Consider the following 25384-nt stretch of genomic DNA (forward strand, 5'->3'; position numbering starts at 1 on the left):
TTTTTTATAGAAAACGTGCTGATTATACATAAAAAATGATTTTTTTGGTTTTTATGATCGCAATAATGACAAATTCGATACTTTATCCTATCAATGTAATCATATCTAGGTATGATAGAATATTGTTCTGTTGGCACTCTTAAGTCGAAGAATAAAAGATCGTTAAATAAAAATGACATTAATATAGCCATATTTACAATTAAATTTTAGTTGGATATGTCTTAAAAATAACTATTCATTTAAATCAGTTAAATAATCAAAATAATATAATGTTAATTATTGATAATAATTTAGCTAAAAATTAATGCAGATGAATCTAAATGACAGAATCAGAAATCCCTTCTCGCGAATACAGCAGAACAAATCTGAGTAAGATCGGAGTAACACACTAATATTATTGATTATTTATTTAGGAATCGATTAAGTATGTAGCAATATTTGATGAAGGCTCAACGCCAACAATAATAGGTAAAAGACTTTTATTGGTTCGGGCAGGATTGATAAGCAGGTTGGATATCGGCATGTCACGATAAAATTTATGCCGCATCCAACCACTGCGAATACACAAGATGAAATTTAGCGGAACGGTGTGGTGTCCCCCGCTCCTTCGCGGATAACTTCAGGGGAAGAGTCTGTCAAATCAATGACGGTCGTAGGTTGCTGGCCCAATGAACCACCATGAATGATCAAATCCACTTGTTTACCTAAGTGCTCTTTGATTTCTTCTGGGTCAGATTCCGCGAAATCATTGCCCGGTAGCATCAATGTGGTCGACATCAACGGCTCACCCAAGACATCCAGCAACGCCAGCGCAATCGGATTAGACGGCACACGTAAACCGATAGTTTTGCGTTTATCATTCATCAAACGCCGAGGAACTTCTTTGGTCGCTTTTAAGATAAAGGTGTAGTTGCCGGGTGTATTATTTTTGATCAAACGAAAAGCCGTGTTATCCACATAGGCGTAAGTGGACAGCTCTGACAAATCACGGCACATCAAGGTAAAATTATGATGACCATCCAATTGGCGAATGCGACAGATACGTTCCATTGCCGATTTATCTTCTAAGCGGCAGCCAAGGGCATAACCAGAATCTGTCGGATACACAATCACCCCGCCTTTACGTAAAAAATCAACACTTTGGTTGATTAATCTAGGCTGTGGATTTTCCGGGTGAATATAAAAAAATTGACTCATGACTCTACCTCATCATTCAACGTACGAGTTGTCTGGCTCTATAGGCCAATCACGCCATACCGGCTCCACCCCAGCGGGCAGCCACAGTTTGCGGCCCAATTCAATCCAAGAGCAAGGTTGATGGAAATCAGACCCTTGGGATGCAAGTAAATTATAGTCACGCGCATATTGGGCAAGCTGCGCCCGTTCATGAGGAGCTTGCTGACACTGGGCAACTTCCATGGCATCTCCGCCATGTTCAGCAAAATGCGCCAATAACCGCTTTAGCCATTTTGCGGTTAAATCATAGCGACCAGGATGTGCTAGCACCGCTTGCCCACCAGATTGCTTAATCGCATCAATAGCTTGTTCTATTGTACACCATTGAGCAGGAACATAACCGGTCTTACCTTTGGCTAAATATTTCTTAAAAACCTGCCCGACATTGCTGGCAAGCCCTAACTCAACCAAATAACGAGCAAAATGCCCACGAGTTACCTGGCCCCCACTCGCCAATCGGTTAGCCCCTTCCCAAGCATCAGGAATGCGCGCTTTAGCCAAACGAGCGCTTATCTCCTGCGCTCGGACATAACGGTGTTCGGATTGCTCATTCAATAATTTACAAATACTTTCATGATGGATATCAATGCCTAGCCCCACAATATGGATCTCATGGTTTTCCCATAATGTGGAGATTTCCACCCCCGGAATAAGCCGCAATGCCAGTTGTTGCTCGGCGATAGTCGCCGCCGCTTCTGCTAACCCCGCAGTGGTATCGTGATCGGTGATAGCCAAGACTCCCACACGCATTTGCGCAGCCCTCACGACTAATGCCGCTGGCGTCAACGAGCCGTCGGATGCCGTAGTATGACTGTGTAAATCATAGAGAGTAAAAGCCGAAGACTCAGCGACTCTATCAGGTGATTCAGCCGTATCAGCTAAAGTGGTGTTATCAGACACAACGGGTTTATTTATCAAAACGGTCTTATTAACCAAAACAGAAAATCCAGAAAAAACGTGGTTGGTTATGATACCTGCTAATAAGGACTTTACGCACTTTAATTGAAATCCGGGCACATCAGCCCGGTAACGCACAATTAAAAAACAATCACTCAGGGGTTGACATTCACTTCGCGAACCAGTTAACTAGTACGCAAGTTCACGAGGAAACCAATGATATCCTCGAATAAAGCAATCTTAGAGAGTCGTGACTGATAATGAAAACTTCCCTGATTTCCTTACTACGTTGGTGGCACATCTCCCTCACTCGGGCGATGTAATCACGCATATCCGTCATCAGACAGTGCAGATTGCTTCAGCCCGCTAATAGCGGGTTTTTTTATGGACAAATTTTGGCGTAATCACTTTTTCAGGATCACATCTTTTTAGGATCAATAGACAATGATGCAAACTTCACGCCCTACTTTACAGTTACTCACCGCCACGGCGTGTTATCGCGATGATCCCACTGCACTGTTTCATCAGCTTTGCGGCGCTCGCCCTGCAACATTATTACTGGAGTCAGCCGAGGTAACCAGCAAACAGAACCTGAAAAGTCTGCTCATTATCGACAGCGCACTGCGTATCACTGCACTCGGGCAAAAAGTGACCATTGAGGCACTGACGCGTAATGGTGCGTCTTTATTACCCTTATTGGATGCCGCCCTACCGGCAGAAGTTAACATTCAAGTGCGCCCTAATGGCCGTGAATTAACCTTCCCCATCATTAATGAAGTGCAAGATGAAGATTCTCGCTTACAAGCACTGTCCGTTTTTGATGCTTTACGCCTGCTACTCACATTGGTCAGCACTCCAAAGACCGAGCGTGAAGCGATGTTCCTTGGGGGCCTGTTCGCATACGATTTGGTTGCTGGTTTTGAAAACTTACCACCGCTGCGTGATGAAAACCGTTGCCCCGATTTCTGTTTCTATCTGGCCGAAACCTTACTGATATTAGACCATCAACATCGTTCAACTCATTTACAAGCGAGTCTGTTCACACCGGATAGCAACGAACATCAGCGACTGACGGCCCGCTTAGAGCAGCTTAGTCATCAGTTACAACAGGCACCGCAGCCTATTCCGGCCATGTCAGTACCAGAAATGACGTTACAGTGTAACCAATCAGATGAAGAATATGGCGCGGTCGTAAGTGAGTTACAGCTTGCCATTCGTGAAGGCGAAATTTTCCAAGTGGTGCCATCCCGCCGGTTTTCTCTGCCTTGCCCCTCACCTTTAGCCGCTTACCAGACACTGAAAGACCATAACCCAAGCCCTTATATGTTCTTTATGCAGGATAATGAATTCTCTCTGTTCGGGGCTTCACCGGAAAGTGCACTGAAATACGATGCCACTAACCGCCAAATTGAAATTTACCCCATTGCGGGTACTCGCCCGCGTGGTCGCCGTACTAATGGCGAGCTGGATCGCGATTTGGACAGCCGCATTGAGCTGGAGATGCGCACTGACCATAAAGAACTCGCGGAGCACTTGATGTTGGTGGATTTAGCCCGTAATGATCTGGCGCGCATTTGTGAGCCGGGCAGCCGTTATGTCGCCGACCTGACCAAAGTTGACCGCTACTCCTTTGTCATGCATCTGGTCTCTCGCGTTGTGGGCACATTGCGCCACGATTTGGATGTTCTACACGCCTATCAGGCCTGCATGAACATGGGCACCCTGAGCGGTGCGCCCAAAGTACGAGCCATGCAATTGATTGCTGGCAGTGAGGGTTCACGACGTGGCAGCTACGGCGGCGCTGTCGGCTATTTTACTGCACACGGTGATTTGGATACCTGCATTGTTATCCGCTCGGCTTATGTCGAGGATGGCATTGCCACCGTTCAAGCAGGTGCCGGTGTCGTACTCGACTCCATTCCACAGGCAGAAGCCGATGAAACCCGCAATAAAGCACGTGCTGTTTTGCGGGCAATTGCCACCGCACACCATGCCAGGGAGACCTTCTAATGGCCGATATCTTGCTGCTCGATAATATCGATTCCTTTACTTACAACTTGGTTGACCAGCTGCGTGCCAGTGGTCATCGCGTGGTGATTTACCGTAATCATATTGCCGCAGAAACCATTATTGAGCGCCTGCAACAACTCGAACAACCTGTGCTGATGCTCTCTCCCGGCCCCGGCACACCCGCTCAGGCCGGTTGTATGCCTGAATTACTACTGCGTTTACGTGGACAATTACCCATTATCGGCATTTGCTTGGGTCACCAGGCCATTGTTGAAGCTTATGGCGGTCACGTTGGTCAGGCGGGTGAAATATTGCACGGCAAAGCTTCTGCCATTGAACACGATGGGCAAGGCATGTTTGCCAATATGCCTAATCCATTGCCGGTTGCCCGCTACCACTCATTAGTTGGCAGCAATATCCCGACAGAATTAACCGTTAACGCCCGTTTTGGCGAGATGGTCATGGCTGTCCGCCATGATGCTCACCGGGTTTGTGGCTACCAATTCCATCCGGAATCGATTTTAACCACGCAAGGTGCCCGTTTGCTTGAGCAGACACTGGCCTGGGCGTTAGCGTAATTAAGGAACATAGAATGCAAAATTTACCCTCTAAAGACATGCTGCTGGCCAAAGATCTGTCATTGACCAAAGAGCAGTTGCTGGAAAAACTGTTCCAGGCCGACATTATGACCCAGCAAGAAAGCCAAATGCTGTTTGCAGCTATCGTGCGCGGCGAATTAGAAGCAAGCCAACTGGCTGCAGCATTGATCAGCATGAAAGTTCGTGGTGAAACTCCCGCTGAAATAGCGGGTGCGGCACAAGCACTGTTGGCTGATGCACAGCATTTCCCGCGTCCAGATTATCTGTTCGCTGATATCGTCGGCACGGGGGGAGACGGCACCAACAGCATTAATATTTCTACCGCCAGTGCCTTTGTTGCCGCCAGTTGTGGTATCAAAGTGGCTAAACACGGTAACCGCAGTGTGTCCAGCCGTTCAGGTTCGTCTGATTTGCTGGCCGCATTCGGTATTCGTTTGGATATGACTGCCGAGCAATCACGGCTGGCCCTAGATGAGTTAGGGGTTTGCTTCCTCTTCGCGCCGCAATATCACACCGGTTTTCGCCATGCGATGCCCGTGCGTCAACAGTTGAAAACTCGGACGTTGTTCAATGTGCTGGGGCCATTAATCAACCCGGCTCGCCCACCACTGGCGCTGATTGGTGTTTATAGCCCTGATTTGGTGTTACCGATTGCACAGACCTTGAAGGTGCTTGGCTATCAACGCGCGGCGGTGGTACATGGCGGTGGCATGGACGAAGTCGCCATTCATGCCCCGACACAAGTCGCGGAATTGAATAACGGCAGCATCGAAAGCTATGAATTAGCACCAGAAGATTTTGGTTTGAATCGCTACCCATTGGGTTCGCTGCAAGGCGGTGCGCCTGAAGAAAACCGTGACATTTTAGCACGGTTGTTACAAGGTAAAGGTGAACCGGCACACGCCGCGGCCGTCGCGGCTAACGTCGCGTTATTACTGAAGTTGCACGGTCAAGAAAACCTGCGTCACAACGCGCAGCAAGCATTGGAAATGATTCACAGTGGTCAAGCGTTTTCACGTGTTACCGCTCTGGCAGCAAGAGGATAAATCATGCAGGAAACCGTACTTCACAAAATAGTGCGCGATAAGGAAATCTGGGTTGCCGCGCGGAAATTGCAACAGCCTCTGGCCAGTTTTCAAAACGATATAACCCTAAGCCAACGCGACTTTTATCAGGCGCTGCAAGGCAGTAAAACCGTTTTTATTCTGGAATGTAAGAAAGCATCCCCATCCAAGGGGATCATTCGTGACAACTTTAATCCGGCAGAGATTGCCGCTGTTTACAAAAACTATGCTTCTGCTATCTCAGTGTTAACTGACGAAAAATACTTCCAGGGCAGTTTTGATTTCTTACCGCAAGTCAGTGCCGTCGTGACTCAGCCTGTTTTGTGCAAAGACTTTATTATCGACGCCTATCAAATTCAACTCGCCCGTTTTTATCAGGCAGATGCGATTTTGTTGATGCTGTCGGTGCTAGACGATGACAGCTATCGCCAGTTGGCTGCGGTCGCACATAGCCTGAATATGGGCGTACTGACCGAAGCCAGTAATGCCGAAGAGCTGGACCGCGCCATTGCGCTGGGCGCAAAAGTCGTGGGTATTAACAACCGTGACTTACGTGACCTATCCATCGACCTTAATCGTACCCGTGAATTGGCACCTCGACTGCCAGAAGGCGTCACTGTTATCAGCGAGTCGGGGATTAATCATTACCGGCAGGTGCGTGAACTGAGCCATATTGCCAACGGTTTTCTGATCGGTAGTGCACTGATGTCTGAATCCGACCTTAATGCTGCCGTGCGCCGGGTATTACTGGGCGAGAATAAAGTCTGTGGGCTGACCCGTGCCCAAGATGCTGCCGCGGCATACCAAGCGGGTGCGGTGTATGGCGGGTTGATTTTTGTTAGCCATTCACCACGTCATGTGGACATCGCCCAAGCCCGTACCGTTATCAGTGGCGCGCCGCTAAAATATGTCGGGGTGTTCCGTGATGCTCAAATCAATACCGTCCAGCAAACTGCCGAGCGTTTATCTCTGGCAGCAGTACAACTGCATGGGCAGGAAGACCCATCTTATATTAATCAACTGCGTGAGGTTTTACCTGCCAGTTGCCAAATTTGGAAAGCACTGATGGTCAGTGACACACTGCCCACCCGCAGCCTACAACATGTCGAACGTTACGTATTGGACAATGGCGATGGCGGTACTGGTCAGCGTTTTGATTGGTCATTATTAGCGGGACAACCACTTGATAATGTCTTGCTGGCAGGCGGCCTGAATGCTGATAACTGTGCTGCTGCGGCTCAACTGGGCGCCGCAGGGTTAGATATTAACTCCGGTGTAGAAAGTGCTCCCGGCATCAAAGATCCTCAATTGATCGCTGCCGTATTCCAGACATTGCGCGCTTACTGATTTAATTTATGACCACATGTTGGTTAATCCGATAAAGGACAGAGAAATGACCACACTAAATCCTTACTTTGGCGAGTTCGGCGGCATGTACGTGCCCCAGATTCTGATGCCAGCATTGAAGCAACTGGAAGACGCTTTTGTCAGTGCCCAACTGGACCCTGAGTTTCAGGCGGCATTTCAGGATTTGCTAAAGAACTATGCAGGGCGCCCAACGGCCCTGACCCTGTGTCAGAATTTGACCGAGGGGACCAAGACCAAGTTATATCTCAAACGAGAAGATCTGCTGCATGGCGGCGCGCACAAAACCAACCAAGTGTTGGGTCAAGCTTTATTAGCCAAGCGCATGGGTAAGACTGAAATCATTGCAGAAACCGGTGCAGGACAGCATGGGGTCGCGTCAGCATTAGCTTGTGCCCTGCTTGGCTTGAAATGCCGTATCTATATGGGGGCGAAAGATATTGAACGCCAATCACCTAACGTGTTCCGTATGCGCCTGATGGGCGCAGAAGTTATCCCGGTACACAGCGGCTCATCGACCCTGAAAGATGCTTGTAATGAAGCGTTGCGTGACTGGTCTGGTAGCTACGAAACCGCCCACTATATGCTAGGTACTGCTGCTGGCCCACATCCTTATCCAACCATCGTGCGTGAATTCCAGCGGATGATTGGCGAAGAAACAAAGACGCAAATATTAGCCAAAGAAGGGCGTTTACCGGATGCGGTACTGGCATGTGTCGGGGGCGGCTCAAACGCGATTGGCATGTTTGCTGATTTTATCGACGAACCGGGCGTGGGTTTAATTGGTGTTGAACCCGCTGGGTTGGGTATCGAAACCGGTCAACATGGCGCCCCACTTAAGCACGGCAAAGTCGGCATCTACTTTGGAATGAAATCACCCATGATGCAAACCCGTGATGGTCAGATTGAAGAGTCTTACTCTATTTCTGCCGGGTTGGATTTCCCGTCAGTCGGGCCACAGCATGCTTATTTGAACAGCATCGGCCGTGCTGATTATGTTTCAGTCACCGATGATGAAGCGCTGGAAGCCTTCAAAGCACTGTCATGCAAAGAAGGGATTATTCCGGCATTGGAGTCTTCCCATGCACTGGCCCATGCTTTGAAAATGATTAAAGCGTCGCCGGAAAAAGAACAAATACTGGTGGTTAATCTGTCTGGGCGTGGTGATAAAGATATTTTCACCGTCCACGATATTTTGAAAGCACGGGGAGAAATTTAATGGAGCGTTATCAGCAGCTTTTCAAACAGTTGGCCGCCAAAAAAGAAGGGGCTTTTGTTCCTTTCGTGCAGTTAGGTGATCCATCACCGGCCCTCTCTTTGGATATTATTGATACTTTAATAGCAGCAGGCGCGGATGCGTTAGAGTTAGGTATCCCGTTTTCCGACCCGTTGGCTGATGGGCCGACCATTCAAAACGCGGCATTGCGAGCCTTCGCTGCGGGTGTGACGCCAGGTATCTGCTTTGAGATGTTAGCGGAAATTCGCAAAAAACATCCAACCATCCCTATTGGTCTGCTGATGTATGCAAATCTAGTATTCCACAACGGGATTGATACTTTCTATGAGCGCTGTGCTGAAGTGGGCGTTGACTCGGTACTGATTGCTGACGTGCCATTCGAAGAGTCAGCTCCGTTCCGCGCGGCCACAGCACGCCATGGCATTGCTCCTATCTTCATCTGTCCCCCCAATGCTGACGATGATTTATTGCGTGAAATTGCTTCACATGGTCGTGGCTATACTTATTTACTCTCACGCGCTGGTGTTACCGGCGCTGAGAACCACGGTCATCTGCCGTTAAATCATTTGATTGATAAACTGCGTGAATACAATGCCGCACCAGCACTGCAAGGTTTTGGTATCTCAGAACCTGAACAGGTAAAAGCCAGTTTAGCTGCCGGGGCTGCGGGGGCAATTTCTGGCTCTGCCATTGTCAAAATCATAGAAAATAATGTCTCACAACCTGCTGAGATGTTGAAAAAATTAGCTCATTTCGTCTCAGAAATGAAAGCCGCAACTCGTCTCTAATCTTTACTCAGCGCCTGAAAGTCTCATTCTCAGGCGCTGAACTCATTATCGCGTGAGTATTAACGCTAAAATTTCTCGCGGCCTGTGGGAACATTGCAATCTTGGCAGTAATTACTCCCTTATTTTCAATATGTTCTCCACGAATTATTCACTGCTAATTTGAATAAACGCCATTAATAACCAATACTAATTATTGTGTTACATATGCCCTATGACATCGATAAACATGGAGAGTCATTTATGAAGATTTTCAAAACCCTTTCGGCCTTATGTATTGCAGTGATTATGGCGATGGCGGTATCCGCCTGTGCACCGACAGCAAAGTCTGAAGGCACAGGGGGCTATCTGGATGACACGGTGATCACGACGAAGGTAAAAGCGGCACTACTGGGTGAGAAGAATCTAAAATCCACGGAAGTCAGTGTTGAGACATTCAAAGGGCGGGTTCAACTGAGTGGTTTCGTCAGCTCACGCCAAGATGCTAATCGGGCCGTACAAATAACCCGCACCGTACCTGGGGTGAAATCGGTCAGTGATCAGATGCAAATCAGATAATTTAACGATAGGAGGCGCATTTCTGCGCCTCCTTTATCACCCAGTCCTGCCATATCAAGCACAACTGGCTTGCTCAAAGCATTACCGTTACAGATGGGCGAATCCCGATAAGCTTAACCAAGTAAGTGCAGCTAACCCTCTTGTCGCGGCAAAAGCGACGGGAAGTTAGAAGCGATAACCCGCGCCAAACATAAATACCCATGGGTCAAGGCGTGTATGGATGCTCTGCTCCACCCCACCAGCTTTGAATTTAACGTCGGTTTCGATGTTCATCCACCAGACAGACATGTTCAGCATCCAGTTTTCACTGACCATGTAATCCAAACCAGCTTGTCCTGCCACTCCCCAAGAGTCTTTAACACTTAAATCGGTCAAGCCCGCAGAAGCACCGGTATTGTTGAATTTCTCGTCAAAGAAGGTGGTGTAGTTTAAGCCAATCCCTAAATACGGACGCAGTTTGTCTTGTTTATCACGGAAATAATATTGCGCCATCAGTGTTGGTGGTAATTGCTTAACTTCTGCAATATCCCCGGTTGGCCCAAGACCGACTTTATGACGGAACGGCGTAGCCGCCAGCAGCTCGACCCCAATATTGTCAGTGATCAGATAGCTGAAAGTCAGACCTAACTGAGTATTATTATCCGCCTTGAAAGAACCATAACCTAGTACATCATCAGACCCTGCATTTGGTCTGACTGTCGCCGTCCCTGCCCGGAAAATATAATCGCCTGCTTGATGCGCACTGACTGCAGTCGATGCCAGAGTTGCTACGGCTAATAATGCCAAAGTGACTTTTTTCATTATCCATTCCATTTGTAGGTACATTCGCGAACAGAATATACCTACAAATAAGTATTCATGATCCAATCGAGATCACATCTTTCGTAACAATCTAAATAAATCCTAATTTAAGTAGGGTTATTTAATTCCTTAATAACATTGAAATTGATCTGGATCATAAATGACCTTTTTCAGCAAATCGTGCTAATGACCATTGATGAAAAAGTGAACCGTCGTCATGCTGCTATGCTTGGATGTCAAATGTGTGAAATCGTGATCGGTTGGCTGTTTACTTTGTAAGGAGCGGTAGATTAAAGATGAGCGCTGAAATTAATCCGTGTGTGAATTGTGGTGCCTGCTGTGCCTATTTTCGGGTTTCATTCTATTGGGCAGAAGCCAAAGAGGGGGGTGGTACAGTACCTAATGCGATGACAGAACAAGTCACGCCATTTATTAGCTGCATGTCAGGAACTAACAGCAAATCCCCCCGCTGTATCGCCCTTCAAGGAGATGTCGGTCAGTCCGTTTCCTGTTCAATTTATGGCGATCGACCGCCGCCTTGCCACGAATTTGAGCGCTCTGGCGAGGCCGGAGAACCTAATCCTTATTGTGATCGCGCCCGCGCCCACTACGGCTTGCCACCGTTACCCATTGATAATATCCAGATAATTAGATCAGAAGAAATCAGCCATTGGCCAATCACGGGATCCCATAGCGCGCCATAACAAGGTATAATCATCGGCTAGCGCTATTTTTTCGATCCCAAGGAGCTTTCATGCCTATCACGGCTAACACTATATACCGTGACAGTTTTAACTTTTTGCGTAATCAGCTACCCACCATTTTGTTGCTGGCGTTGCTGACTGCGTTCATTACCGTCATGCTGAATCAGGCATTTATCCCTGATGCTGAACAACTGGGTATTTTAAGTGCTTCAGAAAGTGATTTTGCTTCATCGGGAGATATCAGTATTAGAGATATGGTGGCACAGCTCACACCAGAGCAGCAAATTGTGCTACTGAAAGTCTCTGCTGCGGCAACCTTTTCCGCATTAGTGGGCAATGTATTATTAGTGGGTGGAATGTTAACGCTGATCTCCATGGTATCAACTGGGCGTCGTGTTAGCGCATTACAGGCAATCGGAATTTCACTGCCTATTTTACCTCGCTTGCTGCTGTTAATGTTTATTGGCACATTGTTAATTCAGTTGGGATTAATGATATTCATCGTGCCTGGGATCATCATCGCCGTTGCTCTTTCTCTCTCACCGGTTATCGTGACTACTGAAAAGATTGGCGTTTTTGCCGCAATAAAAGCCAGTTCGAAACTGGCCTTTGCGAATGTGCGCTTAATTGTTCCTGCGATGATGCTGTGGATAGCCGCCAAATTGGTCTTGCTGTATTTGGTCAATCACTTAACAGCGTTGCCAACCCCCATTGCCAGCGTCATCTTAAGTTCATTGAGCAATCTGGTTTCTGCATTATTGCTGGTGTATCTGTTCCGCTTATATATGTTGCTGCGCCCGACGGATATTACAGTCTAAATATCCTGTCATTCTCATAAAAAGGGGCACCATATGCCCCTTTTGTTATTTATGATAAACGCATTATTCTCTACACGTCGTTTTCAGGTTCCAGTTCCGTCACTGACGCCTGTTTTTCAGCCACACGCTGTTTACTCTGAATCAGCTTAAGAGCCAGATACAAGTCAGGGACCAAAATCAGATCTTCATCATGGCTTTTGAGTCGGTTAATCCTGAACCAACGCGTCAACTCAGTACGTCTTCCGGCTAATATCAGTTTGATATTGCGCTGTCTTAAATCGCGTTTTAATTCATCGATAGCCGCCAACACGCTGATATCGGCATAGGTAAAGCTGGCAACCGCATCAATCACCACCCAATCCGTCGGATGTAAAGTACTATCAACCAAATTCAGAATGCGCCGCTTAAAATAGGCCACATTGAAGTAGGTCAATGGTGAGTTAAAACGGTAAATCATCACTCCAGGAACAGGTTTAATACCGTTGCCACTGCGCATTGAATGGATCATGCCATCTTCATTGACCCCTAACAGCTGCTCCGTTGGACGAAATACCGTGCGTAAAAATTGTAATATACCCAGTAATACCGCTAAACCAATACCACTGATAACCCCGACCAACACCACACTGGCAAAGGTAAAAAGCGCCAGATAGAAAGCTTGAGTATTACGTTTGCGTAGCTGCCATAAGCTTCTGAACCCGAGCAGAGACCAAGCCGCATAAATCAACACCACACCCAGAGCGGCGATGGGAATAAATTGCAGTGGGCGAGTTAAGAACAACAGCACCATCGCAATAACCAGCGCGGCAATAATTGAAACCAACTGACTCTTACCATTATTGGCATCATTCACTGCAGTGCGAGTGCTCGCCCCACTGATAGCAAAACCTTGGGATAAGGCGGAGACAATATTCGTGACCCCCAGCGCCCGCAATTCCACATCGGCGTCAACTTCATAACCATTTTTGGCGGCAAAACTACGGGCCGTCAGCATCATGCTGACAAAACTGACAACCGCTAAGTTAAGGGCTGGAATGACCATGTCACGTAGTAAACCAGGCTGGAAAGCCGGCCATTGCACGATTGGCAACCCGCCATCAAAACCGCCGACGACAGAAACACCAAATTGCTGCATATTGGCAGCCCAAGAGACAAAAGTCGCGATGACAATGGCCAACAAAGGTGCTGGCCAATTGGGTCTTAACCATTTAACGCCATATAGCACGACAAAAGTCAGCAACGAAATTGCGACCGTCGGCAAATGGCTATTAATCAAATTATGCGGTAATGCTAACACCCGCTCGATTAACTGGGGCGGTCGGGTCATAAAACCAAAAACTTTGCCTAGCTGGTCGACGATAATGGTAATCGCTACCCCGTTAAGCAGCCCTGTGAGTATTGGCCGCGATAACAAATCAGCCAATGCTCCCAATTTAAAGCGGCTCGCCACCAGGCACCACGTCCCCATCATCAATGTCATTATGATGGTCAGTTGCCAGTGAACCTCACTATTACCTGCCGCCAGTGGTGCAACAACCGCTGCTATCACCGCACAAGTCGCAGCATCAGGCCCCACAATCAATTGCCGCGATGAACCAAAAAATGCGTAGGCAATCATGGGTAAAATACAAGAATACAACCCCACCGCAGCACTTACGCCGGTCAATTCGGCATAAGCTATAGCGATAGGCAATGCTACAGCGGCAACGGATAATCCGGCTCTCACATCTGGCTTGAACCAACCACGCTCATAGGCCATTAATTGGGTCAAACCCGGCATCCAATACCGGAGTGATTTTCTCTGCATAACAACCCTACCCAGCCTTAACCCAATATTTACCGCTTATCATGCTGGGTTAATGCATGGCTGGCAATATACAGACAAAATCTGTTACCTGTTTATCGTAAGTTTCTGCAAATCCCGCTGGCAGTGCGCGCATTCCGGCAGATAATTAAGGATAATAGTGTTTTACCGCAGGTACACTCACCTCACTGAATCCGGTATAGTCGGGCGGTGTATAAATGATGGATTGATTCATGAAGCAACTTTTAGATTTTCTCCCATTGGTCGTATTTTTTGTTTTCTACAAGATGTATGACATTTTTGTCGCCTCAGGGGCGCTCATTGTCGCAACGTTGTTAGCGCTGGCCTTTACTTGGGTCAAATATCGCAAAGTTGAAAAGATGACGCTAATCACCGCGATTATGGTACTGGTCTTCGGTACGCTAACACTGGCATTCCACAGTGATTTATTCATTAAATGGAAAGTAACAGTGCTGTATGTTCTGTTCGCTGCCGCTTTGTTAGTAAGCCAATGGTTTATGAAGAAGCCATTGATTCAACGAATGCTTGGTAAAGAGTTGTCGTTGCCTGATGTCGTGTGGTCAACACTGAATATGTCTTGGGCAATCTTCTTCCTGGCCTGCGGCCTGCTGAATATCTATGTCGCTTTCTGGTTACCTCAGGATATCTGGGTGAACTTCAAAGTCTTTGGCTTAACTGCGCTGACACTGGTATTCACGCTAATCAGCGGTGTTTATATTTACCGACATATGCCGGAAGAGCAGAAAAAGTCATAATTTAACTAACTTATACCCGATAGATTTTCCATTGCAGGTTGGCGGTCACTAAATAAGCTCAATGAAATGAGTCAGTGATGACAACCAACAACCTTGCGGCTTGAAAGATAGCGGGTATCTATAACCCAAGTAGCGACAGAGATGACTCAAGAACAGCAATCACCTCGCGGTGAACAATTATTACCGAATGGTGAACTAGTCCTTCGTACCCTTGCCATGCCCGCAGACACCAATGCCAACGGCGATATCTTCGGTGGCTGGTTAATGTCGCAAATGGACATTGGCGGAGCCATTCAAGCAAAAGAAATAGCGCAAGGTCGAGTTGTCACCGTCCGTGTTGATGGAATGACTTTCCTCAAACCTGTGGCTGTAGGGGATGTCGTATGTTGCTATGCCCGTTGCATTAAAACCGGCCGTAGCTCTATTACCATCAATATCGAAGTGTGGGTGAAAAAGGTCTCTTCTGAGCCTATTGGTCAGCGCTATCGTGCGACTGAGGCCGTGTTCACCTATGTCGCAGTCGATGATGCAGGCAAAGCTCGAGCATTACCCGACGGACGGGGAAATTTTGAGGTGGGTGCGACACAATAGCTCCCCGCTTTCTATTAATGTCAAAAGGGCGCTGTTAAGGCGCCCTTTTCTTATCATGCGATTTCGCGTCCAACTAAGCTATTTTTGCTTTTCCAAACAATAAAATATAAGCCTTAGTTCATTTCCATCGTGCCGCCAATTTTGAACACGATGGTTGTGACATAATCTTTAGCAGCCACTGCCTCAAACCGCCACTTACGCATTACTTGCTTAACTTCTCGCTCAAAGGTATTTCGCGGAGTGGCTTCCAAGATTCGGACATTGGTAACTCGACCATTCTCATCAATGTCGTATTGTACTTTAACCTGCCCTTCAACCCCTAAAGCCAAGGCGCGCGCCGGGTAAGTCGGTTTCGCCTTACTCAGTGCTTTTGGTCCTGCTGATGTTGATGCTCCGGGTACTGATGCCTTCGGTGCTGATTTTACCGGTGCATTGTTAGAAAACAGAGCTGGCTCATCCGATTTAAAAGGCTTGTCATCCGGTGGCGCGACGGTCTTCTTCACGTCCGGCTTTTTCACTTCAGGCTTCTTAACTTCTTTTTTCACCGGTTTAGGTTTCGGCTTAGGTTTCACCGGTTCAGGAAGTGGCACTGGAACCGGCTCTGGTAACACTTCAGGCTCTGGTGGTGCCTCTTCGACCGGTTCTGGCTCGGGCTCTGCCTGTGGTTCCGCCGCTGCTGGCTGTGGAGCAGCAAAAGTAGCAACGTTCACCATCGTGACAGCCAGTGGTGCGTCCTCGATTTCAGGCTGTACGTGAATTTGCTCTACAGAGACGTATAGCAATGCCGCAACAACGCTGCCATGTAGCCCTACTGAAAATGCGATTGGCCATGTAAGCCGTCGACCCAGAAAAAATTTATTTAGCTGCATAATAATTCAGTGTCCTCTAATGCAGCTAAGTTTAAATGCAAATAGCAATCATATTCAATAAGCAACTGCAAACTATCTCATCAATAGGCTTTAAATGGTGTTTTAAGCGACAATATCAACGAAATGGTACTTTCTATTTACCCTTAATTATCATTTTATTTCATTGTTCATTACTGGGGTAAGCGCCGGATAATGGATACAGCGCCATTAGCGCACCTTATTGAATTTATGGGTGGAACATGCTGTTATGGGATACCAAATTCGATGCATATCATGATAATAATTTTAAAGGTGAAACATGTTTTATGTAATCTTCTCGACCGATGTTCCCGATTCACTGGAGAAACGCTTATCAGTGCGCCCTGCACATCTAGCACGCTTGCAGACTTTACAGGACCAAGGGCGTTTACTGACCGCAGGCCCCAACCCTGCGATTGACAGTGCAGACCCCGGTGCAGCCGGATTCAGTGGTTCTACCGTGATAGCCGAGTTTGCCTCACAGCAAGAGGCTGAAACTTGGGCAGAACAAGACCCTTATGTCGCCGCAGGTGTGTACCAATCAGTCATTGTTAAACCCTATAAGCGAGTATTCTGACACCATACTTATCGGGCCGCCGCGCTAGCATCGTGGCAGCCCCGCTAGAAAACGGCTTATCATTCTTCATCCTAACGCTTCGCAATTACATCTCTTTAATCATCTTTACTTATAATTACTGAGAATCATTGTCTAATGAATTATCGATTTCTCTCTTGAGATATTGAGCCATTTTGTTAAACGCGGAGATGAAGACTATGCAGTGTCCAGTATGCAAAGATACCCAATTGGTGATGTCTGAACGTAAAAGCATTGAAATTGATTACTGCCCAAATTGCCGTGGAGTCTGGCTGGATCGCGGAGAGTTAGATAAAATCATCGAAAAATCTGTGGAAAATGGGCCTGCAACGGCCTCTTATTCTGAGCCGAGAGACCGTGAACGTCATCATGACCGTGATAACCACGGATACTCAAAACCTAAGCATTACAAGAAGAAAAGTTTTCTATCAGAATTATTTGATTAATTGAATTGATAAACATTATTAATCCACACAATACGCCTGCGTTCAGGCGTATTTGATTGACTATTTTCCCCTCTGTGCCCCACTACACTTTATAGTGCTTCAACCAATGGTCCTCACAAGCCTCCACCGCTTTATCCAACATATGCGCTGGTGATTTCAGTATCATATGATCTTTTCTTACCCATACTGGATATGTATGTTTACCGGCAGCAATGACTTGCTCAGAATAAATAGCAGCGTGGTATATCAGTTCAGACTCTTCGCAATAAATTTCATATTTATAGAGTGCGGTGCTAGTTTTTAAGTCCCCAAAGAATACTGTTTTAGCTAATTTATATTGAGACATGAACGATAGCCTTTGCTGTAATAGGGACTATATCATCCACCGAACCACAGCATATATCTGTGATATTCACAGCAAAAGCCTCCTAACTTGATGTCCTACCGACAAAAATTCTCTTTCCTTGTGTGTGGATTATTATTTTTACGTGAGTATCATTTGAGTAAACTTATCTGACATCAAAATGGTCATAGTGCAGCGTGAGGTTATGGAGTTCATTTAATGGAGACGCACTAAATAAGTAACCTTGCATGGCATCAACACCCATATCTGTAAGTTGGATAAATTGTTGGTGAGTTTCTACGCCTTCAACAACCACATTCTGGCAGTGATCACGCAAGCGGGTCACCAGATTGTCAAACGTCACACTCCCTCCCCACTGCCAGTAAAAATGCTTATCAACCTTTACACATTCAAAGAAACCACTGGCTGCCGCAGCAATGTGCGCATTGCCACTGCCAAAGTCATCCAACCACAAGGAATATCGTTTAGCCAACTTACTTAATAGTGTATTCTTTGCACCGTCACCCAGATTAGGAAAACTCTCCATTATTTCCAGTCGGATAAAAGGCATTGAGTCTAATAATGATATGACTTTCTCGTCATACAACACCGCTTGAGCCATATCAAAATCTATATTTATTGAGAGTATTATTTGTTTTTCAATAAGCCATTGCTGATGGTTTTTTACTGCACATAATTGGTCATGCAGTAATTGGGCCTTCACCTGAGCATTAAGCTGATGCAAAAAACGCTCGGTATAAATAGGCGATTTAAAGGCACACGTTGTAAAACGACTCAATAACTCCACTGCCAGTAACTGACCATTATGCTGGTATACCGGCTCACAGATAAAAGTGCAATCGACTGCAATGTTTAGCCTGCTATCCACAGTAAAATCCTTTTCTTTGATAAGAACAGCAGTATTGATCAATTGATAAAATTGATCAATTTTTTATTATTGATCACTAAAAACGATAATGAGAATTGAAGAAAAAAATAACATCAATCAACAACCCATTGATAGATAAGAAAGTATTAATCAATCATGATGATTATTAAGTTTATTATTTCAGAATCACTTATTTAGCAGGAGGATGGCCACTTCGAACAACCTAACAGTAACACCCCTGAAACTGAACGATTAGAACGAAGCGGCCTAATATATAAGGTAGCGCGATGCCATTCAGATGTGAAATAAACTGATAGATCGTTATTCTGCACTATCTATTATTAAAAATGACATCAGAATTATCGCATTTTGATAATTTAGGATAGGTGTGATTTTTATGCGAAAGAAAACGAAATTTAAAGTGGAAAATATCATTACTCAATTTCAAATCGACCATACTATTGTACAGAAATCACGTAAAATTCTGTGTCGGCTGATGGCGTTATACACGTAATTTTATAGTAGAGATTTAGTCATCGCCCAATATCTTAATGACTGAAACAAAAACAGCCTCATGAAGAGACTGTTTTTATTAGCGAGCACGTGAATTACCATTCATAAGCCACGGTGAACAATAGCGCCCTACGATGCTGATGTTCATGAAGCTGGCGAATACAATAGATATGGCGATAACGCCGCGATTGACCTTCAAGCCAACGACTTCTGCGGCGTTGATTTTGCCGCAGCATACGCCAACGGCCTACCTCATTTTTACTCCGTCTCATGAAACGACTCTTCCAAAGCTGAGAACTGGGCTATTATAAACTTTTCACTCCTCGATCCAAGTCGGCCCACAGTAAAAGTGCATGTTTCCCCCTAAATCCTATCGTTATCAATGCAGGAAGAATAACAAACGCCTGCTATATTTATTCTTGCAAGTCCTTTAGCTAAAAAGATTTTATCAATTAATATATCCGATTAAAGGTTTCGCCTTTGCCACACTGTGCGTACACTCTTTAGCGACCATTTGTGAACAGGATTTCCGCCCTTATGACAACATTTTATACCGTAATCAGTTGGCTCTCTGTTTTTGGCTATTGGTTGCTTATTGCCGGGGTAACATTGCGTATTCTGATGAAACGCAGAGCCGTTCCTTCGGCCATGGCATGGCTGCTTGTTATCTATATTCTGCCTTTGGTTGGGATCATTGCTTACCTCTCATTTGGTGAGCTTCATTTGGGCAAGCGGCGTGCAGAGCGAGCAAAAGCCATGTGGCCCTCTACTGCGCGCTGGTTAAGTGAACTGAAAGATTGCCAACACATTTTTGCCAGCTCCAACAGTGAGGTCGCGACACCTTTATTCCAATTATGTGAACGACGCCAAGGCATCAGTGGTGTTAAAGGTAATCAATTACAATTACTGACAACGACTGATGACACGTTAAAAGCGCTAGTGCGTGATATTGAACTGGCCCGACATAATATAGAAATGGTGTTTTATATTTGGCAGCCTGGAGGATTGGTAGATCAAGTTGCTGAGTCTCTTATGGCCGCGGCACGTCGCGGTGTCCACTGTCGCCTGATGCTGGATTCAGCCGGAAGTCAGCAATTCTTCCGTAGTCCATATCCTTCCATGATGCGCAATGCCGGAATCGAAGTGGTCGAAGCGCTCAAAGTGAATGTTTTCCGGGTGTTTTTCCGTCGTATGGATTTGCGTCAACACCGTAAAGTGGTCCTGATTGACAACTATGTGGCCTACACCGGCAGTATGAATATGGTGGATCCACGCTTCTTCAAACAAGATGCTGGTGTGGGCCAATGGATTGATATGATGGCGCGCATGGAAGGTCCTGTGGCCACAACCATGGGTATTGTCTATGCCTGTGACTGGGAGATTGAAACCGGCAAACGTATTCTGCCGCCGCCACCAGATACCCATATCATGCCGTTCGAAGAAGAGAGCGGTCATACCATTCAAGTCATCGCATCCGGCCCTGGCTTCCCTGAAGAGATGATTCATCAGGCATTATTAACTGCTGTGTATGCCGCTCGTAAGCAGTTGGTCATGACCACCCCTTACTTAGTTCCCAGTGATGATTTACTGCACGCCATTTGTACCGCAGCACAGCGCGGTGTCGATGTGAGCATTATCGTTCCGCGGGATAACGACTCGATGATGGTTCGCTGGGCCAGTCGAGGGTTCTTCTCAGAACTTCTTGATGCTGGTGTTAAAATTTACCAATTTGAAGGTGGCCTGTTGCACAGCAAGAGTGTGCTGGTCGATGGTCAGCTAAGTTTAGTTGGCACGGTAAATTTGGATATGCGCAGTTTATGGCTGAATTTTGAAATCACATTGGTGATTGATGATGATGGTTTCGGTGCCGATTTAGCCCAAGTTCAAGATGATTATATTGCTCGTTCGAAGTTATTAGACGGGGAAGTTTGGAACAAGCGCCCACTCTGGCATCGGGTTACTGAACGGTTATTCTACTTTTTCAGCCCCTTCTTGTAATAAATTGAATACCAACCGTCATTCAATTGTAGATTCTCTGAGTTATTCATTTTCAGCAGTAGAATAATTGTAAAAGTTAGAGAGAGAATGTTTTAATGAGCGCAATCTGCACATGATAAATGGGAATCTGCAAATGGATCAGAATGCACAAGAGCCAAACTTAATGGACCTGAATAACCGCTTAACTGAAGATGAAACACTGGAACAGGCGTACGATATCTTTCTAGAACTGGCGGGTGACAACCTCGACCCAGCAGATATTCTTTTGTTTAATCTTCAGTTTGAAGAACGTGGCGGTGCTGAGTTATTTGATCCCGCTGAAGACTGGCAAGAGCATGTCGATTTTGACTTAAACCCAGACTTTTTCGCCGAAGTGGTCATTGGTCTTGCTGACAATGACGGTGAAGAGATCAACGATGTCTTTGCTCGTGTTCTTTTATGCCGTGAAAAAGACCATAAATTGTGCCATATACTGTGGAAAGAATAGCGGGGAGCTCATCCGCAGCGGTTCATGTTCAATGAGAATAAAAAAGCCCCACTTATTTAGCGGGGCTTTTTATTAACTTATCAATTGCCGTTAAATGGCTTTATAACGGGTCCACTTTTAGACAAGAGACTGCATGACGGAAACTGCCTTCCAATAATGGGCGAGTCTTGGCACACTCAGGCCCCGCGATTGGGCAGCGAGTGCGAAATACGCACCCCGACGGTGGGTTTATCGGTGACGGCAACTCCCCTTCCAATAACTGAATCACTTTCGCCTTTTCTTTATCCGGATCAGGGATAGGCACTGCCGACATCAGCGCTTTGGTATAAGGATGCTGCGGATTATGGTAAACCTCATCATAGGTGCCCAGCTCAACAGCATGCCCCAAATACATCACCAACACTCGGTCAGAAATATGTTTTACTACAGCCAAATCATGGGCAATAAAAATCAGGGATAACCCCATTTCGCGCTGCAATTGCTGCAATAAGTTCACGACTTGAGCTTGAATTGACACATCCAGCGCCGATACCGGTTCATCACAAATGACCAGTTTCGGTTCCAAAATCAGTGCACGGGCAATGCCAATTCGTTGACACTGACCACCTGAAAACTCATGAGGATAGCGGTTGATTAAGTTAGGCAATAAACCTACTTTCAACATCATGGCTTTCACTTTGTCTTTGATTTCTTGACGCGGCATTTTGGGATGGTAAGTCCGCAAGGGTTCAGCAATGATATCGCCAATGGTCATTCGTGGATTTAATGATGCCAGTGGATCCTGAAATATCATCTGTATATCACTGCGCGTCGCACGCCATTCGGCATCACTCATATTGAGCAGATCTTTGCCCAACCAAGCCACACTACCGCCGGTCGCCTTCACCAAGCCAATAATGGCACGGGCAAAAGTAGATTTACCACAGCCAGATTCACCCACGACGCCCAAGGTTTCACCCTCATACAAACGTAAGGTGACACCATCGACGGCCTTGAGGGTTTTGCTCGGCTGCCAGAACCACTGTTTGCCATCCTGAATATCAAAATGCACTTTCAGGTCAGCCACTTCCAACAAAACTTTCTTCTCTGTCATGGCATTCATACCAACTCCCCTACTGGTTTATAGCAGGCACGTAAACGGCCATCACCAAAATGCTCTAATGCGGGCGCCGTTGAACAGCGATCCATTGCATACTGGCAGCGAGGTTGGAATGGGCAGCCTTTCGGCAAGCGCAGTAGATTGGGTGGGTTACCCGGAATAGTCATGAGAGATTCGCCTTCAGCATCAAGGCGAGGAACTGCATTCAGCAAACCAATAGAATACGGATGGCTTGGATGATAAAAAACATCACGTGCCTGGCCATACTCCATCGTTCGACCTGCATACATCACCAGAACTTTATTACAAATGCCAGCAACTACCCCAAGGTCATGAGTAATCATGATAATGGCGGTATTAAACTCATTCTTTAGTTCATTCAGCAAAGTCATGATTTGAGCTTGAACCGTAACATCCAACGCCGTGGTTGGCTCATCAGCAATTAACAGTTTAGGCCGACACAATAATGCCATTGCAATCATCACACGCTGGCGCATACCACCTGAAAATTCATGCGGATACATGCGCATGCGCTTGCGTGCTTCAGGCATTTTCACCGCATCAAGCATGCGGATTGACTCTTCAAATGCCTCACTCTTACTCATCTTCTTATGCAGTTGCAGCACTTCCATCAACTGCTCACCCACACGCATATACGGGTTCAGAGAGGTCATAGGATCTTGGAAAATCATTGAGATTTCTTCGGCCCGTAAACGGTTTAGCTGCTTTTCGGGTAAATTCAGGATTTCACGGCCATTAAACTTTGCCGAGCCGCCTATCCGACCATTACTGGCCAGTAACCCCATCAAAGCAAACGCCGTTTGAGATTTGCCGGAACCAGACTCTCCAACAATGCCCAATGTTTCACCGGCGCGCAGATCAAAATTCAGTGCGTTAACCGCAGTAACATCACCATCGGGTGTACCGAAAGTGACCGTCAGGTCCTTCACATCTAGCAGTACATTGTGCTCAAACAAGCTCGATTGCTGAACAGCAGACTGATTATCTATCGTCGTCATGGTGCGACTCCTCAGCGATCTTTCGGGTCGAGGGCATCACGCAAGCCATCGCCGATAAAGTTAAAACAGAACAAAGTCACTACCAAGAAGCCGGCAGGGAACATCAATAACCAAGGAGAAACTTCCATTGAGTTAGCGCCATCACTAAGTAATGCCCCCCAGCTACTCAGTGGTTCTTGTGTACCTAACCCAAGGAAACTCAGGAAAGATTCAAACAAAATCATGCTGGGAACCAATAGAGATGCGTATACCACCACCACCCCTAACACGTTCGGAACAATATGGCGTAAAACGATATTGCGCGTGGAAACTCCGCCCACTAGCGCCGCTTCAATAAACTCCTTCCGCTTCAAACTTAAAGTCTGTCCACGCACAATACGCGCCATATCCAGCCAAGACACCATACCTATAGCCACAAATATCAATAGAATATTCTGGCCAAAGAAAGTCACCAGCAGAATGACGAAAAACATGAAAGGAAATGAGTTCAGGATTTCCAATAAGCGCATCATCAACGAGTCAACTTTCCCGCCAAGATAACCGGATAACGATCCATACAATGTGCCGACGACCACGGCAACCAGTGCCGCAGCAACACCGACCATCAAGGAAATTCGCCCACCAATGGCAACGCGAACCAGCAGATCTCGGCCAGAGGAATCAGTCCCAAAATAGTGTCCTGATTCCATATCGGGTGCTGCAGACATCATGCCCCAATCCGTATCCGAATAGGAAAACTGCGCCAGCATCGGGGCTAGAATAACAAATAAGGTAATAAACATAAGGATCACCAAACTGGTGATCGCCGCGCGGTTATGAATAAAGCGGCGGCGGGCATCCTGCCAAAGGCTACGCCCTTCAACTTCCAGTTTTTCACTGAAAACTTCTAGAGCTTCGCTATTTTTTTTGCTCAACATAATGGGCGTGCTCCAGTGCTAGTAACGGATTTTCGGATCAATGACGGCATACAGCACATCGACAATCGCATTAAATAAAATAGTTAAAGCACCCACTAAAATGGTCAAACTTAAGACCAGAGAGTAATCGCGATTTAACGCTCCGTTGACGAACAACTGACCTATGCCCGGCAAACCAAAAATGGTTTCAATCACCATTGAGCCGGTGATAATACCGACAAATGCAGGCCCCATATAAGACAGAACCGGCAGTAATGCGGGCTTTAATGCATGACGCAATACAATAACTCGCAGTGGCAAGCCCTTGGCCCGCGCAGTACGAATAAAATTGGAATGAAGAACTTCAATCATTGAACCGCGGGTAATACGCGCGATACTGGCGATATAAGCCAGCGACAGTGCCACCATCGGCAAAATAATGTATTTCGGTGCCCCGCCATTCCATCCTCCACCCGGTAGCCATTTTAATATAATGGCGAAAACCAGCACTAATAGCGGTGCCACGACGAAACTGGGAATAACCACTCCAGTCATAGCAAACCCCATGACGGTATAATCCCACTTGGTATTTTGGTTTAGTGCGGCAATCACACCGGCACTCACCCCTAATACCACTGCCAGTAAAAATGCGGCGAATCCGAGTTTTGCCGAAACAGGAAACGATGCTGAAACCAACTCATTGACTGTGTAATCTTTATATTTGAACGATGGCCCAAGATCACCTTGTGCCAGTTGCCCCAGATAATTGAAATACTGCTTATAAACGGGGTCATTGAGGTGATATTTCGCCTCAATATTCGCCATAACTTCAGGTGGAAGATTGCGCTCGCCGGTAAATGGGCTGCCCGGGGCTAGACGCATCATAAAGAATGAAATGGTGATCAAAATGAAAAGTGTCGGAATTGCTTCCAGACAGCGGCGTAGAATAAATTTTAACATTGCCTGT

Annotated in this window: 26 protein-coding genes, 2 pseudogenes and 1 other annotated feature; of the genes and pseudogenes, 16 read left to right on the forward strand and 12 right to left on the reverse strand. The window is 46.4% G+C overall.

The genetic code is table 11. From position 1 onward, the window contains the following. Positions 1-576: 576 nt before the first annotated feature. Both HUZ92_RS08450 and rnm read right to left on the reverse strand, forming a co-directional pair. The gene (locus HUZ92_RS08450; RefSeq protein WP_050101324.1) at positions 577-1197 is read right to left on the reverse strand and encodes an L-threonylcarbamoyladenylate synthase; all 621 of its coding nucleotides are present in this window, start codon (positions 1195-1197) and stop codon (positions 577-579) included. 12 nt (positions 1198-1209) lie between these two features. Next, on the reverse strand, positions 1210-2136 hold the full coding sequence (rnm, locus tag HUZ92_RS08455) for an RNase RNM (RefSeq protein ID WP_145580040.1): 927 nt from the start codon (positions 2134-2136) through the stop codon (positions 1210-1212). A 257-nt stretch (positions 2137-2393) separates the two neighbouring features. Between rnm and trpL the strand changes: the two genes are divergently transcribed. The 8 genes and pseudogenes from trpL to HUZ92_RS08495 all read left to right on the forward strand — a co-directional run bounded on the left by trpL (position 2394) and on the right by HUZ92_RS08495 (position 9751). Then, positions 2394-2456 (forward strand): trp operon leader peptide, encoded by a 63-nt coding sequence (trpL, locus tag HUZ92_RS08460; RefSeq protein ID WP_115155793.1) that lies wholly within the window; start codon positions 2394-2396, stop codon positions 2454-2456. Next, positions 2418-2519 (forward strand) — a sequence feature (Trp leader region). Its footprint overlaps the gene before it by 39 nt. Before the next feature lie 61 nt (positions 2520-2580). Next, positions 2581-4143 (forward strand): anthranilate synthase component 1, encoded by a 1563-nt coding sequence (locus tag HUZ92_RS08465; protein WP_145524779.1) that lies wholly within the window; start codon positions 2581-2583, stop codon positions 4141-4143. Continuing rightward, a pseudogene (locus HUZ92_RS21025) lies at positions 4143-4715 on the forward strand (glutamine amidotransferase-related protein); the annotation flags it as partial. The gene HUZ92_RS08465 and the pseudogene HUZ92_RS21025, both read left to right, overlap by 1 nt. A gap of 80 nt (positions 4716-4795) precedes the next feature. Next, positions 4796-5788, forward strand: a pseudogene (trpD, locus tag HUZ92_RS21030) (anthranilate phosphoribosyltransferase); the annotation flags it as partial. A 3-nt stretch (positions 5789-5791) separates the two neighbouring features. Then, positions 5792-7153 carry a bifunctional indole-3-glycerol-phosphate synthase TrpC/phosphoribosylanthranilate isomerase TrpF gene (gene trpCF / locus HUZ92_RS08480; protein WP_145580039.1) on the forward strand — a complete coding sequence of 454 codons (1362 nt, stop codon included), beginning with the start codon at positions 5792-5794 and terminating at the stop codon, positions 7151-7153. A 46-nt stretch (positions 7154-7199) separates the two neighbouring features. Further along, complete coding sequence (gene trpB, locus HUZ92_RS08485) at positions 7200-8390, forward strand: tryptophan synthase subunit beta (protein WP_050101328.1); 1191 nt, start codon at positions 7200-7202, stop codon at positions 8388-8390. Next, positions 8390-9196, forward strand: coding sequence for a tryptophan synthase subunit alpha (trpA, locus tag HUZ92_RS08490; protein WP_145580038.1), 807 nt, complete (start codon positions 8390-8392; stop codon positions 9194-9196). Before trpB ends, trpA begins: the two co-directional genes overlap by 1 nt. 240 nt (positions 9197-9436) lie before the next feature. Further along, positions 9437-9751: a BON domain-containing protein gene (locus HUZ92_RS08495; RefSeq protein ID WP_050101330.1), complete on the forward strand. Its 315-nt coding sequence runs from the start codon at positions 9437-9439 to the stop codon at positions 9749-9751. 165 nt (positions 9752-9916) lie between these two features. Here HUZ92_RS08495 and ompW read toward each other — a convergent pair whose 3' ends face one another. Then, entirely contained in the window at positions 9917-10552 is a 636-nt protein-coding gene (gene ompW / locus HUZ92_RS08500) for an outer membrane protein OmpW (RefSeq protein ID WP_072086745.1), read from the reverse strand. 296 nt (positions 10553-10848) lie between these two features. Between ompW and HUZ92_RS08505 the strand changes: the two genes are divergently transcribed. Both HUZ92_RS08505 and HUZ92_RS08510 read left to right on the forward strand, forming a co-directional pair. Then, complete coding sequence (locus HUZ92_RS08505) at positions 10849-11256, forward strand: YkgJ family cysteine cluster protein (RefSeq protein WP_050101332.1); 408 nt, start codon at positions 10849-10851, stop codon at positions 11254-11256. Positions 11257-11306: 50 nt separating this feature from the next. Beyond that, positions 11307-12074: a YciC family protein gene (locus tag HUZ92_RS08510; protein WP_050101333.1), complete on the forward strand. Its 768-nt coding sequence runs from the start codon at positions 11307-11309 to the stop codon at positions 12072-12074. A gap of 70 nt (positions 12075-12144) precedes the next feature. Here the strand turns inward: HUZ92_RS08510 and HUZ92_RS08515 are convergent, their stop codons facing one another. Next, positions 12145-13881: a SulP family inorganic anion transporter gene (locus HUZ92_RS08515; RefSeq protein ID WP_050101334.1), complete on the reverse strand. Its 1737-nt coding sequence runs from the start codon at positions 13879-13881 to the stop codon at positions 12145-12147. Between the two features lie 230 nt (positions 13882-14111). On the opposite strand from HUZ92_RS08515, the gene HUZ92_RS08520 reads away from it, so the two are divergent. Together HUZ92_RS08520 and yciA are read left to right on the forward strand one after the other, a co-directional pair. Continuing rightward, positions 14112-14654 (forward strand): septation protein A, encoded by a 543-nt coding sequence (locus HUZ92_RS08520; RefSeq protein ID WP_145580037.1) that lies wholly within the window; start codon positions 14112-14114, stop codon positions 14652-14654. Between the two features lie 141 nt (positions 14655-14795). Beyond that, positions 14796-15245 (forward strand): acyl-CoA thioester hydrolase YciA, encoded by a 450-nt coding sequence (yciA, locus tag HUZ92_RS08525; protein ID WP_050101336.1) that lies wholly within the window; start codon positions 14796-14798, stop codon positions 15243-15245. Positions 15246-15358: 113 nt separating this feature from the next. Here yciA and tonB read toward each other — a convergent pair whose 3' ends face one another. Then, entirely contained in the window at positions 15359-16114 is a 756-nt protein-coding gene (tonB, locus tag HUZ92_RS08530) for a TonB system transport protein TonB (protein WP_050101337.1), read from the reverse strand. A 298-nt stretch (positions 16115-16412) separates the two neighbouring features. On the opposite strand from tonB, the gene HUZ92_RS08535 reads away from it, so the two are divergent. Together HUZ92_RS08535 and HUZ92_RS08540 are read left to right on the forward strand one after the other, a co-directional pair. Then, positions 16413-16709, forward strand: coding sequence for a YciI family protein (locus HUZ92_RS08535; protein ID WP_050101338.1), 297 nt, complete (start codon positions 16413-16415; stop codon positions 16707-16709). A 197-nt stretch (positions 16710-16906) separates the two neighbouring features. Beyond that, positions 16907-17173, forward strand: a complete 267-nt coding sequence (locus HUZ92_RS08540; protein WP_050101339.1) for a TFIIB-type zinc ribbon-containing protein — start codon at positions 16907-16909, stop codon at positions 17171-17173. Between the two features lie 82 nt (positions 17174-17255). Here the strand turns inward: HUZ92_RS08540 and HUZ92_RS08545 are convergent, their stop codons facing one another. From HUZ92_RS08545 to HUZ92_RS08555, 3 genes are all read right to left on the reverse strand, one after another. Further along, the gene (locus HUZ92_RS08545; protein ID WP_050101340.1) at positions 17256-17519 is read right to left on the reverse strand and encodes a hypothetical protein; all 264 of its coding nucleotides are present in this window, start codon (positions 17517-17519) and stop codon (positions 17256-17258) included. A gap of 163 nt (positions 17520-17682) precedes the next feature. Next, positions 17683-18405: an EAL domain-containing protein gene (locus tag HUZ92_RS08550; protein WP_145580036.1), complete on the reverse strand. Its 723-nt coding sequence runs from the start codon at positions 18403-18405 to the stop codon at positions 17683-17685. Between the two features lie 608 nt (positions 18406-19013). Then, positions 19014-19190: a YciY family protein gene (locus tag HUZ92_RS08555; RefSeq protein WP_050101342.1), complete on the reverse strand. Its 177-nt coding sequence runs from the start codon at positions 19188-19190 to the stop codon at positions 19014-19016. A 265-nt stretch (positions 19191-19455) separates the two neighbouring features. Here HUZ92_RS08555 and cls point away from each other — a divergent pair, with 265 nt between their 5' ends. After that, positions 19456-20916 (forward strand): cardiolipin synthase, encoded by a 1461-nt coding sequence (gene cls / locus HUZ92_RS08560; RefSeq protein ID WP_050101343.1) that lies wholly within the window; start codon positions 19456-19458, stop codon positions 20914-20916. Positions 20917-21079: 163 nt separating this feature from the next. Then, positions 21080-21403 carry an HI1450 family dsDNA-mimic protein gene (locus HUZ92_RS08565; protein WP_050101364.1) on the forward strand — a complete coding sequence of 108 codons (324 nt, stop codon included), beginning with the start codon at positions 21080-21082 and terminating at the stop codon, positions 21401-21403. A 100-nt stretch (positions 21404-21503) separates the two neighbouring features. Here HUZ92_RS08565 and oppF read toward each other — a convergent pair whose 3' ends face one another. Genes oppF through oppB form a run of 4 tightly spaced genes read right to left on the reverse strand, consistent with a single transcriptional unit; the run spans position 21504 to position 25377 of the window. Further along, positions 21504-22505 (reverse strand): murein tripeptide/oligopeptide ABC transporter ATP binding protein OppF, encoded by a 1002-nt coding sequence (gene oppF, locus HUZ92_RS08570; protein WP_050101344.1) that lies wholly within the window; start codon positions 22503-22505, stop codon positions 21504-21506. Continuing rightward, positions 22502-23521, reverse strand: a complete 1020-nt coding sequence (gene oppD / locus HUZ92_RS08575) for an ABC transporter ATP-binding protein (RefSeq protein ID WP_050101345.1) — start codon at positions 23519-23521, stop codon at positions 22502-22504. Before oppD ends, oppF begins: the two co-directional genes overlap by 4 nt. 11 nt (positions 23522-23532) lie before the next feature. Beyond that, complete coding sequence (oppC, locus tag HUZ92_RS08580; RefSeq protein ID WP_050101346.1) at positions 23533-24441, reverse strand: oligopeptide ABC transporter permease OppC; 909 nt, start codon at positions 24439-24441, stop codon at positions 23533-23535. Positions 24442-24456: 15 nt separating this feature from the next. Continuing rightward, a complete protein-coding gene (gene oppB / locus HUZ92_RS08585) occupies positions 24457-25377 on the reverse strand; it encodes an oligopeptide ABC transporter permease OppB (RefSeq protein ID WP_050101347.1) in 921 nt (306 codons plus the stop codon). Positions 25378-25384: the final 7 nt, after the last annotated feature.

Origin of the sequence: Yersinia vastinensis, from assembly GCF_902726565.1 — a bacterium.
In the GTDB taxonomy this organism is placed as follows: Bacteria; Pseudomonadota; Gammaproteobacteria; order Enterobacterales; family Enterobacteriaceae; genus Yersinia; species Yersinia vastinensis.

Excerpts from the sequence above, each read along its gene's own strand:
- HUZ92_RS08555 (WP_050101342.1), bottom strand. The coding sequence starts at position 19,190 with ATGAGACGGAGTAAAAATGAGGTAGGCCGTTGGCGTATGCTGCGGCAA.
- HUZ92_RS08565 (WP_050101364.1), top strand. The coding sequence starts at position 21,080 with ATGGACCTGAATAACCGCTTAACTGAAGATGAAACACTGGAACAGGCG.
- ompW (WP_072086745.1), bottom strand. The coding sequence starts at position 10,552 with ATGAAAAAAGTCACTTTGGCATTATTAGCCGTAGCAACTCTGGCATCG.
- HUZ92_RS08545 (WP_050101340.1), bottom strand. The coding sequence starts at position 17,519 with ATGTCTCAATATAAATTAGCTAAAACAGTATTCTTTGGGGACTTAAAA.
- oppD (WP_050101345.1), bottom strand. The coding sequence starts at position 23,521 with ATGACGACGATAGATAATCAGTCTGCTGTTCAGCAATCGAGCTTGTTT.
- oppB (WP_050101347.1), bottom strand. The coding sequence starts at position 25,377 with ATGTTAAAATTTATTCTACGCCGCTGTCTGGAAGCAATTCCGACACTT.
- HUZ92_RS08450 (WP_050101324.1), bottom strand. The coding sequence starts at position 1,197 with ATGAGTCAATTTTTTTATATTCACCCGGAAAATCCACAGCCTAGATTA.
- trpCF (WP_145580039.1), top strand. The coding sequence starts at position 5,792 with ATGCAGGAAACCGTACTTCACAAAATAGTGCGCGATAAGGAAATCTGG.
- cls (WP_050101343.1), top strand. The coding sequence starts at position 19,456 with ATGACAACATTTTATACCGTAATCAGTTGGCTCTCTGTTTTTGGCTAT.
- HUZ92_RS08465 (WP_145524779.1), top strand. The coding sequence starts at position 2,581 with ATGCAAACTTCACGCCCTACTTTACAGTTACTCACCGCCACGGCGTGT.
- HUZ92_RS08540 (WP_050101339.1), top strand. The coding sequence starts at position 16,907 with ATGCAGTGTCCAGTATGCAAAGATACCCAATTGGTGATGTCTGAACGT.
- HUZ92_RS08520 (WP_145580037.1), top strand. The coding sequence starts at position 14,112 with ATGAAGCAACTTTTAGATTTTCTCCCATTGGTCGTATTTTTTGTTTTC.
- HUZ92_RS08505 (WP_050101332.1), top strand. The coding sequence starts at position 10,849 with ATGAGCGCTGAAATTAATCCGTGTGTGAATTGTGGTGCCTGCTGTGCC.
- yciA (WP_050101336.1), top strand. The coding sequence starts at position 14,796 with ATGACTCAAGAACAGCAATCACCTCGCGGTGAACAATTATTACCGAAT.
- trpA (WP_145580038.1), top strand. The coding sequence starts at position 8,390 with ATGGAGCGTTATCAGCAGCTTTTCAAACAGTTGGCCGCCAAAAAAGAA.
- HUZ92_RS08535 (WP_050101338.1), top strand. The coding sequence starts at position 16,413 with ATGTTTTATGTAATCTTCTCGACCGATGTTCCCGATTCACTGGAGAAA.
- tonB (WP_050101337.1), bottom strand. The coding sequence starts at position 16,114 with ATGCAGCTAAATAAATTTTTTCTGGGTCGACGGCTTACATGGCCAATC.
- trpB (WP_050101328.1), top strand. The coding sequence starts at position 7,200 with ATGACCACACTAAATCCTTACTTTGGCGAGTTCGGCGGCATGTACGTG.
- HUZ92_RS08510 (WP_050101333.1), top strand. The coding sequence starts at position 11,307 with ATGCCTATCACGGCTAACACTATATACCGTGACAGTTTTAACTTTTTG.
- oppF (WP_050101344.1), bottom strand. The coding sequence starts at position 22,505 with ATGAATGCCATGACAGAGAAGAAAGTTTTGTTGGAAGTGGCTGACCTG.
- HUZ92_RS08495 (WP_050101330.1), top strand. The coding sequence starts at position 9,437 with ATGAAGATTTTCAAAACCCTTTCGGCCTTATGTATTGCAGTGATTATG.
- HUZ92_RS08515 (WP_050101334.1), bottom strand. The coding sequence starts at position 13,881 with ATGCAGAGAAAATCACTCCGGTATTGGATGCCGGGTTTGACCCAATTA.